We start from the raw sequence: 14,105 nt of genomic DNA, 5'->3' as shown, positions 1-14,105 counted from the left end.
TTGGGGGAGGGGAATGCGGTGCGTGGGGGCGGGCGTTGAGGCATGCAAGGGAGCCTGGCTACCCCTACGGGACGGTCGAACAGAACCCGTAAGGGTCGCAAGGGCCCCCTGCGGGGCCACAACCAACCGGGCCGGGCGAGACATTCCCAAGACCTCACGAAACGAGGTGCTCGCCCAACGACGCGCGCCCCCACTCACCTGCACACTCCCCCCACGGGAGGGGACGGGCCGGAGGGGCCTTGTTCGTGGACGTAAAGCGCCAGCAGTCCACGAACAAGGCCCCGGAGGTCCGTCACCGCACCCGAGACCCACCCAGCCCGCCGCGGCGCAACGGCGACCAAGACCCGCGGCGCAGCGGACAGCTACGTGCGGTGCGCCGCAAAGCGCAACGGCGAGCGCGCCCCGAGGCGGGACGGACGGGTACGTGCGGGGCGCCGCAAAGCGCAACGGCGAGCGCGCCCCGCGGCGGGACAGACGGGTACGTGCGGGGCGCCGCAAAGCGCAACGGCGAGCGAGCCCCGCGGCGGGACGGCCAGGTACGTGGGGACTACCCGAGCAGCGCGAGACCTAGTGGCGTCTGCTCATACAGAACCTCGTGGCCGTGGCGGCGGGACGTCAGGAGGCCGGCGGCGCGGAGGACGGAGAGGTGGGACGAGACGGAGGATGGTGCGAGGCCGAGGCGGCGGGCGAGCGCCGTTGTGGAGGACGGCGCGTCGAGCGCGGTCAGTACGGCTGCCCGCTTCGGTCCCAGCAGCCGGGCCAGTGCCGGCCCGGCGGCCGGTTCGGCCCACAGGCCGCCGATGCCGCGCGCCGGGTAGATGACGGTGGGCTGCCACGGCGGATCGAAGCCGCTCACCACGTCCGGCCAGGCGAAGACGCTGGGCAGCAGCAGCACCCCGCGGCCGTCCAGGTCCTGGGTCTGCAGGAAGTCGGAGCGGGTCCGGACCGTGAGGGTGCCGCCCGACCACGTGAGCCGCGGATGCAGATCGGCGAACAGTCGCCGCAGCCCGCCGTCCGCCAACTGGCGCGAGCGGTAGGCGATCTCGGCCTCCAGCAGGGCCCGCAGCCGGGGCCAGTCCGGGGCGAGCAGCGCATGCCAGGCCCGTTCGGTGGCGTCGGCCAGCTGCTGCACGGCACGGGCCGGATCCGCCAGTGCCGCCCGGCCGCGCGCGGACTCGGCCGCACCGGGCGTACCGGCCAGTGACTTGGCCATCTCGGCCCGGGCCAGTTCCGGATCGGTGGCCCGCAGCCGCGCCAGTTCCTCGTCGAACCCGGTCGTCGGGGTGTCCGGGGGCCGGCCCAGGAAGTCCGGGGTGTAGCCCGGTGGCGAGGCCGGCATGAACAGCCACAGCGGTGTCAGGTCCAGCCCGGCCAGCGTCGTGCGTATCCGCCGTAACCACGGCGCGTGGTAACCGTGCCGGTCGGTGCGGCGCAGGGTCCGTACCGCCTCGTGGGTCTCGCACAGCGGCGAGATGGCGAACCGGATGCGCAGCAGGTCGTCGGCGCCGAAGTGCAGATGCAGCGGCATGACCGCGGGACCTCCCCCCCCCAGATTCGGCTGGGGCCGAAAGATTACGGGACGGGGGCGGCACGCGGCAGTCTGCCGCCATGTCCGCGACCCCCGGGCCCGTTCCGCCGGGCCGTACGCCCGCACGCCCCGAGGACGGTCCCGAGGAGGGCCCCGAGGACGGCGGCGGCCTCGTCCCTGCTGGACGTCCGGCCCGTTACCGTGCCGTCTTCGCCGTCCCGGAGTTCCGCGCGGTCTTCGCCGCGCACCTGCTGTCCTCCCTCGGCGTGGTCGTCTGCGAGATCGCGCTGTCCGTGCTGGTCTTCCGGCGCACCGACTCCCCGCTGCTGAGCGCGTTGACCTTCGCGCTCGGGCTGCTGCCGTACGTTCTCGGCGGGACGCTGCTGTCCGCCGTCGCCGACCGGTACCCGGCCCGCCGGGTGCTGGTGGTCTGCGATCTGCTGTGCGCGTCGGCGGCGGCCGGGATGGTCCTGCCGGGCACACCGGTGGCCGTGCTGCTCGCCCTGCGCTGCCTGATCGCCGCCATCGCCCCGGTCTTCGCCGGGACCCGCGCCGCCACGCTCGGCGACATCCTCGGCGCGGGCGATCTGTTCGTCCTGGGCCGGTCGGTGATCCGCATCGTGAACCAGAGCGCCCAACTGGTGGGCTTCGGCGTCGGAGGGCTGCTGGTGGCCGTGGTGACGCCCCGGGCGGTGCTCGCCCTCACGGTCCTCACCTTCCTCGGTTCGGCGCTGCTGCTGCGCCTGGGCACCCGGGCCCGCCCGGCCCGGGACGGCGGCGGCCCGGCGGCCGGGCGCGGGGCCCTGCTGGGCGCGTCCCTGGGCGGCGTACGGCGGCTGCTCGCGGACCGCAGGGTGCGCGCGCTGCTGCTCCTGACCTGGCTGCCGCCGGCCTTCGTGGTCATCCCCGAGGCGCTGCTCGTCCCCTACGCCGACCGGCTCGGCGCCGGCCCGGGCGGTGCGGGTCTGCTGATGTGCAGCATGCCGATCGGCGCCGTGGTGGCGGAGAGCCTGGTCGGCTCGCTCCTGGGGCCGCGGGCCCGGTCCCGGCTCACCTTCCCCATGGGCGTCTTCGCCGTCCTGCCGTCCCTCGGCTTCGCCGCGCAGCCCTCGCTCGGCTGGGCGGTGCTGCTCCTCGTACTGACCGGTACCGGCATCTCGTACAACTTCGGGGTGGACCGGTGGTTCGTCGCCGCGGTCCCCGAGGAGTTGCTGGGGCAGGGGATGACGGTGGTGCAGGCGGGGCGGATGACGGCGATGGGCCTGGCGATGGGCGCGGCCGGTCTCGCGGCGGAGTACGCGCCGCTGCGGGCCGTGATGCCGGCGGCGGGGGTCCTCGGGGTGCTCTGCGTCCTCGCCGTGATCCGCGAGGTCCGGCGCACCGCCCCGACCGCCCCGGACCGCCCCGGGCCGACCACCGGCGGGCGGGACCGCTCTCCCGCGCCAGCAGAGTCGGACCGCTGAGTCGGTCCGCTGCCTTTGAACGCTCGGTGAGACCGCTGAGTGAGACCGAAAACTGAGACAAGGCTGACCACAATATGACCGCCGGGTAGGGTCGGAGACGTGCCGAAGCCGCTCAGCCTTGCTTTCGATCCCATCGCGCGCGCCGACGAACTGTGGCGCCAGAGGTGGGGAGCCGTGCCGTCGATGGGCGCGATCACGTCGATCATGCGCGCCCATCAGATCCTGCTGTCCGAGGTGGACGCGGTGGTCAAGCCGTACGGGCTGACCTTCGCCCGCTATGAGGCGCTGGTGCTGCTGACCTTCTCCAAGGCCGGTGAGCTGCCGATGTCCAAGATCGGCGAGCGGCTCATGGTGCATCCGACCTCGGTGACGAACACCGTCGACCGGCTGGTGAAGTCCGGCCTGGTCGCCAAGCGGCCCAACCCGAACGACGGGCGGGGCACCCTCGCCTCCATCACGGACAAGGGCCGCGAGGTCTGCGACGCCGCGACCCGGGACCTGATGGCCATGGATTTCGGACTCGGCGCGTACGACGACGAGGAGTGCGCGGAGATTTTCGCCATGCTGCGGCCGCTGCGGGTGACGGCGGGGGATTTCAAGGACGGGAGCTGAGCCTGCGGGCAGGGCCCTGCAGGTCAGCACGCTCGTGCCCGCATCCGCGGGGACGGTCCGCGAAGGGGCCTTGCCCGGTCCCGGGCAGTTGCGTGCTCCCCGCGTCCGCGGGGATTTTCCGGGCGGTTACGCTCGTATCCATGAAATCCAGCGTGCTGACCCGCTACCGGGTAATGGCCTACGTCACGGCCGTGATGCTGCTGGCGCTCTGCGCCTGCATGATCGCCAAGTACGGCTTCGGGATGGGCAAGGACGTCACCCTGGTCATCGCCCAGGTCCACGGCGTGCTCTACATCATCTACCTGATCTTCGCCTTCGACCTGGGCTCCAAGGCCAGGTGGCCGTTCGAGAAGCTCCTGTGGGTGCTGCTCTCCGGCACGATCCCGACCGCGGCGTTCTTCGTCGAGCGCCGGGTGGTGCGCGAGGTCGAGCCGCTGCTCGCCGGGAACGCGGCGGAGCCGGTCAAGGCCTGACCCCGCTCCGTCCTCCGTCACGCGCCCGTCCCTCCCCGGCACGGGCGCGTTTTCGCGTTCCCGCTTCCCCGCCCCGGCCACACGCCGCTCGCGCCCCGCTACGGCGTGTGACCACCGCGACTCGAAGGCCACTCCCGTCGACAATTACTAGGACGTCCTAGTAAATTCGATCGTATGGACGCTGACGCGATCGAGGAAGGCCGCCGTCGCTGGCAGGCCCGGTATGACGCCGCACGCAAGCGGGACGCGGACTTCACCACGCTCTCGGGCGATCCCGTCGAGCCGGTGTACGGGCCCCGGCCCGGGGATTCCGTCGAGGGCTTCGAGCGGATCGGATGGCCGGGCGAGTACCCCTTCACCCGGGGCCTGTACCCGACCGGCTACCGCGGCCGCACCTGGACCATCCGCCAGTTCGCGGGCTTCGGCAACGCCGAGCAGACGAACGAGCGCTACAAGATGATCCTCGGCAACGGCGGGGGCGGGCTCTCGGTCGCCTTCGACATGCCGACGCTCATGGGGCGGGACTCCGACGACCCGCGCTCGCTCGGAGAGGTCGGCCACTGCGGTGTGGCCATCGACTCCGCCGCCGACATGGAGGTCCTCTTCAAGGACATCCCGCTCGGCGACGTCACGACGTCGATGACGATCAGCGGCCCGGCCGTGCCGGTCTTCTGCATGTACCTCGTCGCCGCCGAGCGCCAGGGGGTCGATCCGGGGGTGCTCAACGGGACCCTCCAGACCGACATCTTCAAGGAGTACATCGCCCAGAAGGAATGGCTCTTCCAGCCGGAGCCGCATCTGCGCCTCATCGGCGACCTGATGGAGCACTGCGCGCACGGCATTCCCGCGTACAAGCCGCTCTCGGTGTCCGGCTATCACATCCGCGAGGCCGGGGCGACGGCCGCGCAGGAGTTGGCGTACACCCTCGCGGACGGTTTCGGGTACGTCGAACTGGGGCTCAGCCGCGGCCTGGATGTCAACACCTTCGCGCCGGGCCTCTCGTTCTTCTTCGACGCGCATCTCGATTTCTTCGAGGAGATCGCCAAATTCCGTGCGGCCCGCCGGATCTGGGCCCGCTGGATGCGCGAGGTGTACGGCGCGACGAGCGAAAAGGCGCAGTGGCTCCGCTTCCACACCCAGACGGCCGGTGTTTCGCTGACCGCTCAGCAGCCGTACAACAACGTCGTACGGACCGCGGTCGAGGCGCTGGCGGCGGTGCTGGGCGGCACCAACTCCCTGCACACCAACGCCCTGGACGAAACCCTCGCGCTGCCGAGTGAGCAGGCCGCGGAAATCGCGCTGCGTACGCAGCAGGTGCTGATGGAGGAGACCGGGGTCGCCAATGTGGCGGATCCGCTGGGCGGTTCGTGGTTCATCGAGCAGCTGACGGACCGCATCGAGGCGGACGCGGAGAAGATCTTCGACCAGATCAAGGAGCGGGGTCTGCGGGCGCATCCCGACGGGCAGCACCCCATCGGTCCGATGACCTCCGGAATTCTGCGGGGCATCGAGGACGGCTGGTTCACCGGCGAAATCGCCGAATCCGCCTTCCGTTACCAGCAGGCGCTGGAAAAGGGCGAAAAGAAGGTCGTGGGCGTCAATTGCCACGAGGGTTCGGTCACCGGTGACCTGGAAATCCTCCGGGTCAGCCACGAAGTCGAACGGGAACAGGTCCGGGTCCTCGCCGCCCGCAAGGCCGCCCGCGACGACGCCCGGGTGTCCGCCTCCCTCAAGGCCCTGCTGGCCGCCGCCCGCGACGGCAGCAACATGATCGAGCCCATGCTCGACGCGGTACGCGCCGAGGCCACCCTGGGCGAGATCTGCGGCGCTCTGCGCGACGAGTGGGGTGTTTACACGGAGCCGGCGGGGTTCTGAGCGGCCCGTTCGCGCACTGAGCCACTTCCGTTCCCGCTGAGCCGGCCGACGACCACCGTCGGCCGGCTCAACGCGTCAGTACGAGCCCGGTACCGACCCATGAGGGAGTGGTTCAGCGCGGAAGCAGGAAGGCCAGGAGCGGGCTGACCACGAGCATGCCGACGGCCGACAGTGCCACGATGCCGAGGACGACCGCACGGGTCGCGGTGCCCTTCGTTCCGCGCCAGCTCTCACGGAATCCGCGCTCGCTGTTGATGAGGTCGGTGAGCAGCACGAACAGGGCCAAGGCCACCGGGAGTAGGCAGGCGGACGCTTCGACGAACGACTGCAGGGCCTGGGCGGTATTGACCAGTTCGGCGTCGTGTCCGCCGATCAGCTGGGCCGGGAGTTCGGCACCCGCGGGTACGGGATCGTCCAGGGCGCTCATTTCCGCTCGGGGGTCATTTGCTTTTCCGGTGTCCGAGCGAAAGGTCCCGGTGCAGGTGTAGTCGGTGTACGAATGGCCGTGACGGGAATGGTGATAAACCGAGGCGCACTGCGAAACGACAAAGTGTCCGGGCTTTCCTATGGCGCCGGCGGAGGCCAAGGCCGACCGGGCGGACAGAACGCCGATGGTCAGGAACGCGAGAATCGCAAGCACCGGAGCAAACCGCCAAAGAAAGCGCTTTGCGGCAGGTGGGGCCTGGAACCGGGACATTACGGATATTCCCTTTCGTAGTCGTCGCCGGAGTTGCGACGGTTGCCGTAACTCTTCGATGGGCGGCGGTGGTTGCACCGGACGTGAAAGGGATCTTCACCGTTTCCTCACGCCGGTGGCCGCGGGTCCCGGATACCGTACGTTACGGTCGAAGCGTTCTTTGCATTCGTACGTCGAAGCCATTTTCGAGGGGGAGTCATGGCGGGTGCCGGTTATGACGTCGATCCGGCCGTTCTGAAAACGCAGGGCGGCGTTTTCCGGGAAATCGGCTCCGGATTCGGTGAGGCCGCCAAGAAGCTGAAAGCCGCGTGCGGCGGTGATCCTGCGGAGGCGTGGGGGAAGGACGACTTCCTCGATATGTTCAACAATTTCTACGCGCCGGTGGCCGAGGGGCTCTGCGACTCCATGCCGCACCTTGGTGAGGAGATCACCAAGATCGGTGAAAAGTTGGAAGCGATGGGCGCGCACTACGACTCCACCGAGCAGGACCAGCACGACCACCTCGCCAAATACGCGGCGCAGCGGCCGCACTTCGCGGGCTGACGCCCGGTCGTTTCCGCCTGCCTTCTCGTACACCCGCATCCACGCACACTGTTTCTCGGGGGACACCTCACCGTGGCCGTTACGCTGCCGACCGAGCTCGACTGGATCCTCGATCTGCTGGGTTTCCAATGGCCCAATGTCGATGAGGACAAGATGCGGGATGCCGCGGAGGGCTGGAGCAACTTCGCCGCCGCCGCCCGCCAGTACCAGTCGCAGGGCGTCACCGCCTCCAACGCCGTGCACGGCGCCAACTCCGGTGAGGCGGTCGAGGCGTTCGACAAGACCTGGAAGAGGTACGGCGGTGACGGCGGCTTCCTGGAAGAGGCCGCCGACGCGGCGGACGCCCTCGCCATCGTGTTGCAGGTGGTCGCCACGATCGTCCTGGTGATGAAGCTCGCGGTGATCGCCCAACTGATCGCCCTGGCCATCGAGTTCGCCGCCGCCCAGGCAGCGGCTCCGGTCACCCTCGGCGCCTCCGAGGCCGGCGCGGCCGCGGCCACGGTGACGACCCGGGTCCTCGTCCGCCGGATCATCACCGAGGCGAAGCAGAAGATCGTCCAGGCCGTGAAGGACGCCCTCGCCCAGAAGGTGGAGAAGAAGGTCGGCGAGATGCTCAAGGAGCTCGCCATGGACTTCGCCAAGGACGCGGCCAAGGGCCTCGGGGGGAACATCGCGACCCAGGGCATCAAGGCGCACTTCGGGGCGCAGCACGGGTTCGACTGGGCAGAGGCCGGCAAGGCGGGCCTCAAGCCGCTGGTGAACCTCGACGGCAGCGGGCTCGGCCTCGCCGGCGACAAGGTCAAGGACCTCAGCCAGGCGGCTACGGGCGCGGTCCACGTGGCCCAGGGGATGAGGAAGGTCGCGGAGGGCGACTTCGCCGAGGGCGGCAAGCAGATGTGGGAGGGCGAGCAGGAGACGGCCAAGGGCATCCGGGAACTCCACGGCGTCCGCTACAAGGACAAGGAGCCGGCGGCCGAGGGCGAGACCGCGTCCTCCGAGGGCGGTGCCGGCTCCTCGTCCGGCGAGGGGTCCGGGTCGTCCGGGTCCGGCAGCTCGACCGCCTCCTCCGGAGAAGGGGGCACCAGGACCGCCTCCGCGGGAACCGGTGAGTCCACCGCCTCCTCCGAGGGCGAGGGCGCCGCGTCGACCCGTACCGCCACCGCTGCCCCCACCCCTCCCCCCACCCCCACCACCGAGAGCGGCCGAGCCGAGGCCGAGCAGGCGCGTAACGCCTTCGGGTGAAAGGAACCACCACCATGAGCAGCGGAAACGGATTCGCCCACCCCGGCGAGCGGGACTACCCCGTCGAGGACCGGGACCTCGCCGAGGAGCAGAACGAGCACCTCACCAGGTCCCTGCGGGCGGTGCGGGACAACCCGTCCGCTCCGCCCGAGGTCCAGGAGCTCTCGCGCAAGCTGCTCAGCGGCCGCCTGGAGCTCAAGGACGTACTGGACGACCCGTCCGGGTACCGGGCGCTGACCGATGGGATTGCCGGGATGCGGGAGAGCTGGCGGTCGATGCCGCCGGAGGTCCGGCAGGCGGTGCGGGCGAAGGTCGAGGAGAAGGCCGTGGAGGCGGAGGCCGACGGGGTCGGCGCCACGTATCGGCCTCGGTAACCGCCCAGGCGCCACGTACCGGCCTCGGTAACCGCCCTCAGGGCGACGGCACCGGCATCCGCAGCCGGAACAGCGCGCCGCCGCCCGGGGCCTGTTCCGCCGTGAGGGCGGCGGCGTGGGCGTGGGCGATCTGGCGGGCCATGGCGAGGCCCAGGCCCGAGCCGGGGAGGGCGCGGGCGGCGTGGGCGCGGTAGAAGCGGTCGAAGACGTGGGGGAGGTCTTCGGGGGCGATGCCCGGGCCGTGGTCGCGGACCGTCAGGGTCAACTCACCTGCAGCGCAATCGAGTTCGGCCTCCACGGGGCCGCCCGGTGGGGAGAACTTGGCGGCGTTGTCGAGGAGGTTGGAGAGCAGGCGGGTCAGGCGGGAGGGGACGCCGGGGGTGGTGACCGGGGCCGCTTCAGGGGTGATGCGGAGGGTGAAGGTGGTCTCCGGCCAGTGTCCGCGGGCGGTGGCCACCGCGTGCTCCAGGAGGGCGGCCGGGCGGACCTGTTCGACCAGCGGCTGGGGCTCCTCGTCCCGGGCGAGTTCGATGAGGTCGTTGACGAGGGTGGTGACCTCGCGCAGCTGCCGGTTCAGGGCCGCCGAGGCGCGGTCGCGCTGGGCGTCGGTCAGACGGTCGGCGCGGGCGAGCAGTTCGGCGTTGGTACGGAGCGCGGTCAGGGGCGTCCGCAGTTCGTGGGAGGCGTCGGCGACCAGGCGGCGCTGGGCGGTGACGGACTGCTCCAGAGCCGCGAGCATGGTGTTGAAGGTGGCGGCGAGGCGGGTGAGTTCGTCCTGGGCGGTCGGGCCGGCCGGCAGCGCGATGCGGTGGCGGGGGTCGCGGGTGGCGGCGATGCGTTCCGCGGTCGCGGTGAGGCGGGCGACCGGCGCCAGGCCCGCCCGGGAGACCGCGTAGCCGAGCGCGGCGGCCAGCAGGATGCCGGCGCCGCCGACCGCGGACAGCGCCCAGGCGGCGTGCCGTACGCCGCGTTCGACGGTGTCCGAGCGGAGCGCCACCTGGAGTGCCTCGTGCCCGCCGGGGCGCGGCGCGGTGTACATCCGGACGGGCTGCCCGTCGACCGTCAGGTCGCGGTAGTACGGCGCGTGCCGGCCGGTCGCGACCTGGCGGGTGGTGTCGGACACCGGCAGGACGCGGTAGCCGCCGCGCGGGTCCTTCGCCGGGTCGGCGGGGACGATCTGGAAGCAGGGCACGGCCTGGTAGCGGCAGGATGCGTCGCTCACGGTCGGGCCCCAGTCGCGGGTCTCGTGGATCTTCTGGGTGGCCGTCTGGGCGAGGTTGAGTTCGAGCTGGCGGGACATCTGGTAGCTGATGATCACGAAGGCGGCGGCGCAGACGCCGACCGCGACCAGGGCGACCGCGGCGGACGCGGTCAGGGCGAGGCGGGTGCGGAGGGGGTAGTGGTGGCGCCGCCAGGGAGCCGTCTCCGGAGCGTCCGCCCCCTGGGTGCCGTCGGCATCCCCCGGCCCTTGCGCCCCTGTCCCGCCCCTCCCGGCCCCGTGCGTCCCGGCCCCGTGCGTCCCCGCACCGTTCGCCCGCGCCCCGTGCTCCCCGCCCGTCGGTCCGTTCATCGGTCCGCTCATCGGTCCTCCGGGAGGCCCAGGCGGTAGCCGATGCCGTGCACGGTGTGGACCAGGCGGGGCTCGCCGCCGGCCTCCAGTTTGCGGCGGAGGTAACCGACGTACACCGCAAGGGAGTTGGAGTCCGGTCCGAAGTCGTGGCCCCAGACGCGCTCCAGGATCATCTCGCGGGGCAGCACCTGGCCCGGGTGCAGCAGGAGCAGCTCCAGCAACGCCCATTCGGTACGGCTGAACTCCAGCGGCCGGCCGGCGCGGTGGCCGCTGCGGCTGACCGGGTCGACGACCAGGTCGTCGAAGGAGAGCCGGGTGTCCTCGACGGCGGGGGACGCGGCCCGGCGGAGCAGGGCCCGTAGCCGGGCCAGCAGTTCGTCCAGGGCGAAGGGCTTGACCAGGTAGTCGTCGGCGCCGGCGTCCAGCCCGTCGACACGTTCGCTGACCGAGTCCAGCGCGGTCAGTACGAGGATGGGCGTGCGGTCGTCCAGCGCGCGCAGCCGGCGGCAGACCGCGAGTCCGTCCAGGACCGGCATCATCACGTCCAGGACGATGGCGTCCGGCTGCCAGGCGGCGACCTCCGAGAGCGCGGCCAGGCCGTCGGCGGCGCCGCGGACCGCGTAGCCCTCCACGGACAGGCCGTCCTCCACGGCGGCACGCACCTCCGGTTCGTCGTCGACGACGAGGATCTTGGGGGCCGGGGCGGGCCCGGGAGTGGACGGCGGCATGGACATAGGCTGCCAAACACCTCTCTTAGAAGCTTCTTAGGGCACATGGCGAGCGTGGCGGCCATGCGCACACCACTCTCTGTCGTGATCGGGGCGGGTGGCACCGGCGGTCACATCTACCCCGGCCTCGCCCTCGCCGACGCGCTCCGCAGGGCCGTACCCGATGCCGTGATCTCGTTCGTCGGGACCGAACGCGGGCTGGAAACCCGGCTGATCCCGCAGGCCGGGTACCGGCTGCACACCGTCGACATGATCCCCTTCGACCGCTCGCTCGGCGCCCGACGTTATCTGCTGCCGGCCGCGCTGCTGCGCTCGGGCGCCCAGGTCCGGACGATCCTCAAGGAGCAGGGCGCGCAGGTGGCGGTCGGGATGGGCGGCTATCCGAGCGCCCCGGTGATCGTCGGGGCGCGGCTGGCCGGGCTGCCCAGCCTGATCCACGAATCCAACGCGGTGCCCGGCCGGGCGAACCGGTTCGCGGCCCGCCTGACCCCGCACCTCGCCCTCGCCTTCGACCGCAGCCGGCCGCATCTGGCGGGCGGGGAGCGCGCCGAGACGGTCGGGATGCCACTGGTGGGCCCGCTCGCCGGGCTGGACCGTACGGCGCTGCGGCCGGCCGCCCGGCGGGCGCTGGGCGTCCCGGACGGGGCCCGGATGCTGCTGGTCAACGGCGGCAGCCTGGGCGCGGCCCGGCTGACCGGGGCGGCGGTGGGACTCGCCGCCCGGTACCGGGCGCATACCGATCTGCGGATGCTGATCAAGACCGGCCCCGCGGCCCTGGAGGAGACCCGGGCCCTGCTGGCGGCCAACGGCGGGGCGGCGGTCGCCGAGGCCGTGCCCTATCTGGACCGGATGGACCTCGCGTACGCCGCGGCGGACCTCGTGGTGTGCCGGGCCGGTTCGGCGACCGTCGCGGAGCTGGCCACGATCGGGATGCCGGCGGTGCTCGTGCCGTATCCGCATGCGCCGGGCGACCACCAGACGCACAACGCGCGGGTGCTCTCCGACGACGGCGCCGCGCTGCTGCTGCCCGACGCCGAGACCACGGCGGAGCGGCTGGACGCGCTGGTCACCCCGCTGCTGACGGACCCCGCCCGACTGGCCGCGATGGGCGCGGCCGCCGACCCCGGCACCCATGCGCGTGCCGCGGACCTGCTGGCCGCCAAGGCCCTGGCGCTGGCCGGCCACCACCACCTGAGCACACACCTGAAGGAGTCGGCATGACCAACAGCAACCGCAGCAATAACAGCAACCACAGCAATGACAGCGACAACGGCGCAGGCACCGCTGGACGGCAGTGGGCCGGGCGGCGGGTCCTGGTCACCGGGGCCGAGGGGTTCATCGGTTCCACCCTGGTCGATCTGCTCGTCGAAGCCGGCGCCGAGGTACGCGCCCTGGTGCACTACAAGCCGTACGCGGAGAAGGGCAATCTGGCGCGTTATCTGACGCCGGGCGGGCCGGTGGAGATGGTCGCGGGGGACGTACGGGACGCGGGCCGGGTGGCGGACGTGGTCGCCGGCTGCGACACGGTCTTCCATCTGGCCGCGCTGATCGGGATCCCGTACAGCTACGACTCGCCGGGCGCGTACGTGCAGACCAATGTGGTGGGCACGGAGAACGTGGCGGAGGCCTGCCGGCGGCACGCGGTGCGGCGGCTGGTGCACACCTCCACGAGCGAGGTCTACGGGACCGCGCGGACCGCGCCGATCGCCGAGGACCACCCGCTGCAGCCGCAGTCGCCGTACTCCGCCTCGAAGATCGGCGCGGACATGATGGCGCTGTCGCACTGGCACGCCTTCGAGCTGCCGGTGACCGTGGTCCGGCCGTTCAACACCTACGGGCCCCGGCAGTCCGCGCGGGCCGTGATCCCCACGATCCTGGCCCAACTGCACGCGGGCGCCCGGGAGATCAAGCTCGGTTCGCTCACCCCGACCCGGGACTTCACCTACGTCACGGACACCGCGGCCGGGTTCCTGGCGCTGGCCGACTGCGACCGGGCGCTGGGGCAGGTGGTCAACCTCGGCACCGGGCGGGAGATCGCGATCGGCGCGCTCGCCGAGGCACTGATCGCCGCCTCGGGGCGGGACGCGGAGGTGGTGGTCGATCCGGCGCGGCTGCGGCCCTCCGGCAGCGAGGTGGAACGGCTGCTTTCGGACAACTCCCGGGCGCGCGAGTGGTCCGGGTGGCAGCCGGAGGTCTCCCTGGAGGAGGGGCTGAAGCGGACCTCGGCGTGGGTCGCCGAGCATCTGCACCTCTTCGCGGCCGACCGCTACCAGGTCTGATCCGTCTCCACGCGGTGCCCGGTCTCGGCGGCCTGGCCGGCCTGGCCGGTCTGACCGTCCAGGCCGGCCAGCCCGCCGAGGAAGAGGGCGGTGAAGTCCCGGCCCCAGTCGGCGTCCACCGGTTCGCCGCTGACCAGGGTGCGGTGCACGATCGCGCCGGCGATCACGTCGAAGATCAGGTCCATGGTGCGGGCGGCGGTCCGTGCGCCGTCCTCGCCGGGGGTGTCGGCCGGCAGTTCGCCGCGTTCCTGCGCTCGCGCCCGGCCCAGCAGGACCAGGCGCTTCTGGCGGTCGACGATGGCCGAGCGGATCCGTTCGTGCAGCGCCTCGTCGGTGGTGGACTCGGCGACCACGGCCATCAGGGCCGTCTTGGTCTCGGGCCGGGCCAGCAGCGCGCCGAACTGCAGCACCACGCCCTCGATGTCGGCCTGCAGGGAGCCCCGGTCGGGGAGTTCGAGCTCGTCGAAGAGGACGGCCACGGCGTCCACGACGAGCTCGTTCTTGTTGGCCCAGCGGCGGTAGAGCGTCGTCTTGGCGACTCCGGCGCGGGCCGCCACCTCGCTCATGGTCAGCCCTCCCCAGCCGAGGTCGACGAGTGCGGCACGGGTGGCGCTGAGGATCGCGTGGTCGGTCTCGACGCTGCGCGGGCGGCCCGTGCGGCCCTTCCTCGGGCTGGCGGAGTGGTGCATGCGGGCGACCATACCGGCCAGTACGGGCCGGG

The 14,105-nt window shown here is 71.9% G+C and carries 14 protein-coding genes; 9 read left to right on the top strand and 5 right to left on the bottom strand.

From position 1 onward, the window contains the following. Positions 1 to 547: 547 nt before the first annotated feature. The gene (locus IG62_RS0132750; RefSeq protein WP_030811797.1) at positions 548 to 1,528 is read right to left on the bottom strand and encodes a DUF5937 family protein; all 981 of its coding nucleotides are present in this window, start codon (positions 1,526 to 1,528) and stop codon (positions 548 to 550) included. A gap of 80 nt (positions 1,529 to 1,608) precedes the next feature. On the opposite strand from IG62_RS0132750, the gene IG62_RS0132745 reads away from it, so the two are divergent. The 4 genes from IG62_RS0132745 (at position 1,609) to IG62_RS0132730 (ending at position 5,951) form a co-directional block, all read left to right on the top strand. Then, complete coding sequence (locus tag IG62_RS0132745; protein ID WP_051798939.1) at positions 1,609 to 2,991, top strand: MFS transporter; 1,383 nt, start codon at positions 1,609 to 1,611, stop codon at positions 2,989 to 2,991. Positions 2,992 to 3,090: 99 nt separating this feature from the next. Then, a complete protein-coding gene (locus IG62_RS0132740; protein ID WP_030811789.1) occupies positions 3,091 to 3,603 on the top strand; it encodes a MarR family winged helix-turn-helix transcriptional regulator in 513 nt (170 codons plus the stop codon). 140 nt (positions 3,604 to 3,743) lie between these two features. Then, positions 3,744 to 4,076: a DUF3817 domain-containing protein gene (locus IG62_RS0132735; protein ID WP_030811787.1), complete on the top strand. Its 333-nt coding sequence runs from the start codon at positions 3,744 to 3,746 to the stop codon at positions 4,074 to 4,076. Positions 4,077 to 4,250: 174 nt separating this feature from the next. Continuing rightward, a complete protein-coding gene (locus IG62_RS0132730) occupies positions 4,251 to 5,951 on the top strand; it encodes an acyl-CoA mutase large subunit family protein (RefSeq protein ID WP_030811784.1) in 1,701 nt (566 codons plus the stop codon). Between the two features lie 112 nt (positions 5,952 to 6,063). Here IG62_RS0132730 and IG62_RS0132725 read toward each other — a convergent pair whose 3' ends face one another. Further along, on the bottom strand, positions 6,064 to 6,378 hold the full coding sequence (locus IG62_RS0132725) for a hypothetical protein (protein ID WP_030811781.1): 315 nt from the start codon (positions 6,376 to 6,378) through the stop codon (positions 6,064 to 6,066). A 468-nt stretch (positions 6,379 to 6,846) separates the two neighbouring features. Here IG62_RS0132725 and IG62_RS0132720 point away from each other — a divergent pair, with 468 nt between their 5' ends. The 3 genes from IG62_RS0132720 to IG62_RS0132710 all read left to right on the top strand — a co-directional run bounded on the left by IG62_RS0132720 (position 6,847) and on the right by IG62_RS0132710 (position 8,807). Continuing rightward, positions 6,847 to 7,191 carry a hypothetical protein gene (locus tag IG62_RS0132720; protein ID WP_030811778.1) on the top strand — a complete coding sequence of 115 codons (345 nt, stop codon included), beginning with the start codon at positions 6,847 to 6,849 and terminating at the stop codon, positions 7,189 to 7,191. A gap of 72 nt (positions 7,192 to 7,263) precedes the next feature. After that, on the top strand, positions 7,264 to 8,433 hold the full coding sequence (locus IG62_RS43495; protein WP_051798937.1) for a hypothetical protein: 1,170 nt from the start codon (positions 7,264 to 7,266) through the stop codon (positions 8,431 to 8,433). Between the two features lie 14 nt (positions 8,434 to 8,447). Then, positions 8,448 to 8,807, top strand: coding sequence for a hypothetical protein (locus IG62_RS0132710; protein ID WP_030811771.1), 360 nt, complete (start codon positions 8,448 to 8,450; stop codon positions 8,805 to 8,807). A gap of 37 nt (positions 8,808 to 8,844) precedes the next feature. On the opposite strand, the gene IG62_RS0132705 is transcribed toward IG62_RS0132710, so the two are convergent. After that, complete coding sequence (locus IG62_RS0132705) at positions 8,845 to 10,377, bottom strand: sensor histidine kinase (RefSeq protein ID WP_078872390.1); 1,533 nt, start codon at positions 10,375 to 10,377, stop codon at positions 8,845 to 8,847. An 8-nt stretch (positions 10,378 to 10,385) separates the two neighbouring features. Continuing rightward, positions 10,386 to 11,111 (bottom strand): response regulator transcription factor, encoded by a 726-nt coding sequence (locus tag IG62_RS0132700; RefSeq protein ID WP_030811765.1) that lies wholly within the window; start codon positions 11,109 to 11,111, stop codon positions 10,386 to 10,388. Positions 11,112 to 11,168: 57 nt separating this feature from the next. Here IG62_RS0132700 and IG62_RS0132695 point away from each other — a divergent pair, with 57 nt between their 5' ends. Together IG62_RS0132695 and IG62_RS0132690 are read left to right on the top strand one after the other, a co-directional pair. Next, entirely contained in the window at positions 11,169 to 12,326 is a 1,158-nt protein-coding gene (locus IG62_RS0132695) for a UDP-N-acetylglucosamine--N-acetylmuramyl-(pentapeptide) pyrophosphoryl-undecaprenol N-acetylglucosamine transferase (RefSeq protein WP_030811762.1), read from the top strand. Then, entirely contained in the window at positions 12,323 to 13,384 is a 1,062-nt protein-coding gene (locus IG62_RS0132690) for a GDP-mannose 4,6-dehydratase (protein ID WP_030811759.1), read from the top strand. Before IG62_RS0132695 ends, IG62_RS0132690 begins: the two co-directional genes overlap by 4 nt. Here the strand turns inward: IG62_RS0132690 and IG62_RS0132685 are convergent. Beyond that, entirely contained in the window at positions 13,372 to 14,073 is a 702-nt protein-coding gene (locus IG62_RS0132685; protein ID WP_234326843.1) for a TetR/AcrR family transcriptional regulator, read from the bottom strand. The two genes, IG62_RS0132690 and IG62_RS0132685, sit on opposite strands and share 13 nt — an antisense overlap. Positions 14,074 to 14,105 lie beyond the last annotated feature (32 nt).

Source organism: Streptomyces sp. NRRL S-337, assembly GCF_000720175.1.
In the GTDB taxonomy this organism is placed as follows: domain Bacteria; phylum Actinomycetota; class Actinomycetes; order Streptomycetales; family Streptomycetaceae; genus Streptomyces; species Streptomyces siderophoricus.
This window is presented reverse-complemented; position numbering and strand designations above follow the sequence as displayed.

Excerpts from the sequence above, each read along its gene's own strand:
- IG62_RS0132750 (WP_030811797.1), bottom strand. The coding sequence starts at position 1,528 with ATGCCGCTGCATCTGCACTTCGGCGCCGACGACCTGCTGCGCATCCGG.
- IG62_RS0132735 (WP_030811787.1), top strand. The coding sequence starts at position 3,744 with ATGAAATCCAGCGTGCTGACCCGCTACCGGGTAATGGCCTACGTCACG.
- IG62_RS0132725 (WP_030811781.1), bottom strand. The coding sequence starts at position 6,378 with ATGAGCGCCCTGGACGATCCCGTACCCGCGGGTGCCGAACTCCCGGCC.
- IG62_RS0132690 (WP_030811759.1), top strand. The coding sequence starts at position 12,323 with ATGACCAACAGCAACCGCAGCAATAACAGCAACCACAGCAATGACAGC.
- IG62_RS0132700 (WP_030811765.1), bottom strand. The coding sequence starts at position 11,111 with ATGTCCATGCCGCCGTCCACTCCCGGGCCCGCCCCGGCCCCCAAGATC.
- IG62_RS0132710 (WP_030811771.1), top strand. The coding sequence starts at position 8,448 with ATGAGCAGCGGAAACGGATTCGCCCACCCCGGCGAGCGGGACTACCCC.
- IG62_RS0132685 (WP_234326843.1), bottom strand. The coding sequence starts at position 14,073 with ATGCACCACTCCGCCAGCCCGAGGAAGGGCCGCACGGGCCGCCCGCGC.
- IG62_RS0132695 (WP_030811762.1), top strand. The coding sequence starts at position 11,169 with ATGCGCACACCACTCTCTGTCGTGATCGGGGCGGGTGGCACCGGCGGT.
- IG62_RS0132705 (WP_078872390.1), bottom strand. The coding sequence starts at position 10,377 with ATGAACGGACCGACGGGCGGGGAGCACGGGGCGCGGGCGAACGGTGCG.
- IG62_RS0132730 (WP_030811784.1), top strand. The coding sequence starts at position 4,251 with ATGGACGCTGACGCGATCGAGGAAGGCCGCCGTCGCTGGCAGGCCCGG.
- IG62_RS0132745 (WP_051798939.1), top strand. The coding sequence starts at position 1,609 with ATGTCCGCGACCCCCGGGCCCGTTCCGCCGGGCCGTACGCCCGCACGC.
- IG62_RS0132720 (WP_030811778.1), top strand. The coding sequence starts at position 6,847 with ATGGCGGGTGCCGGTTATGACGTCGATCCGGCCGTTCTGAAAACGCAG.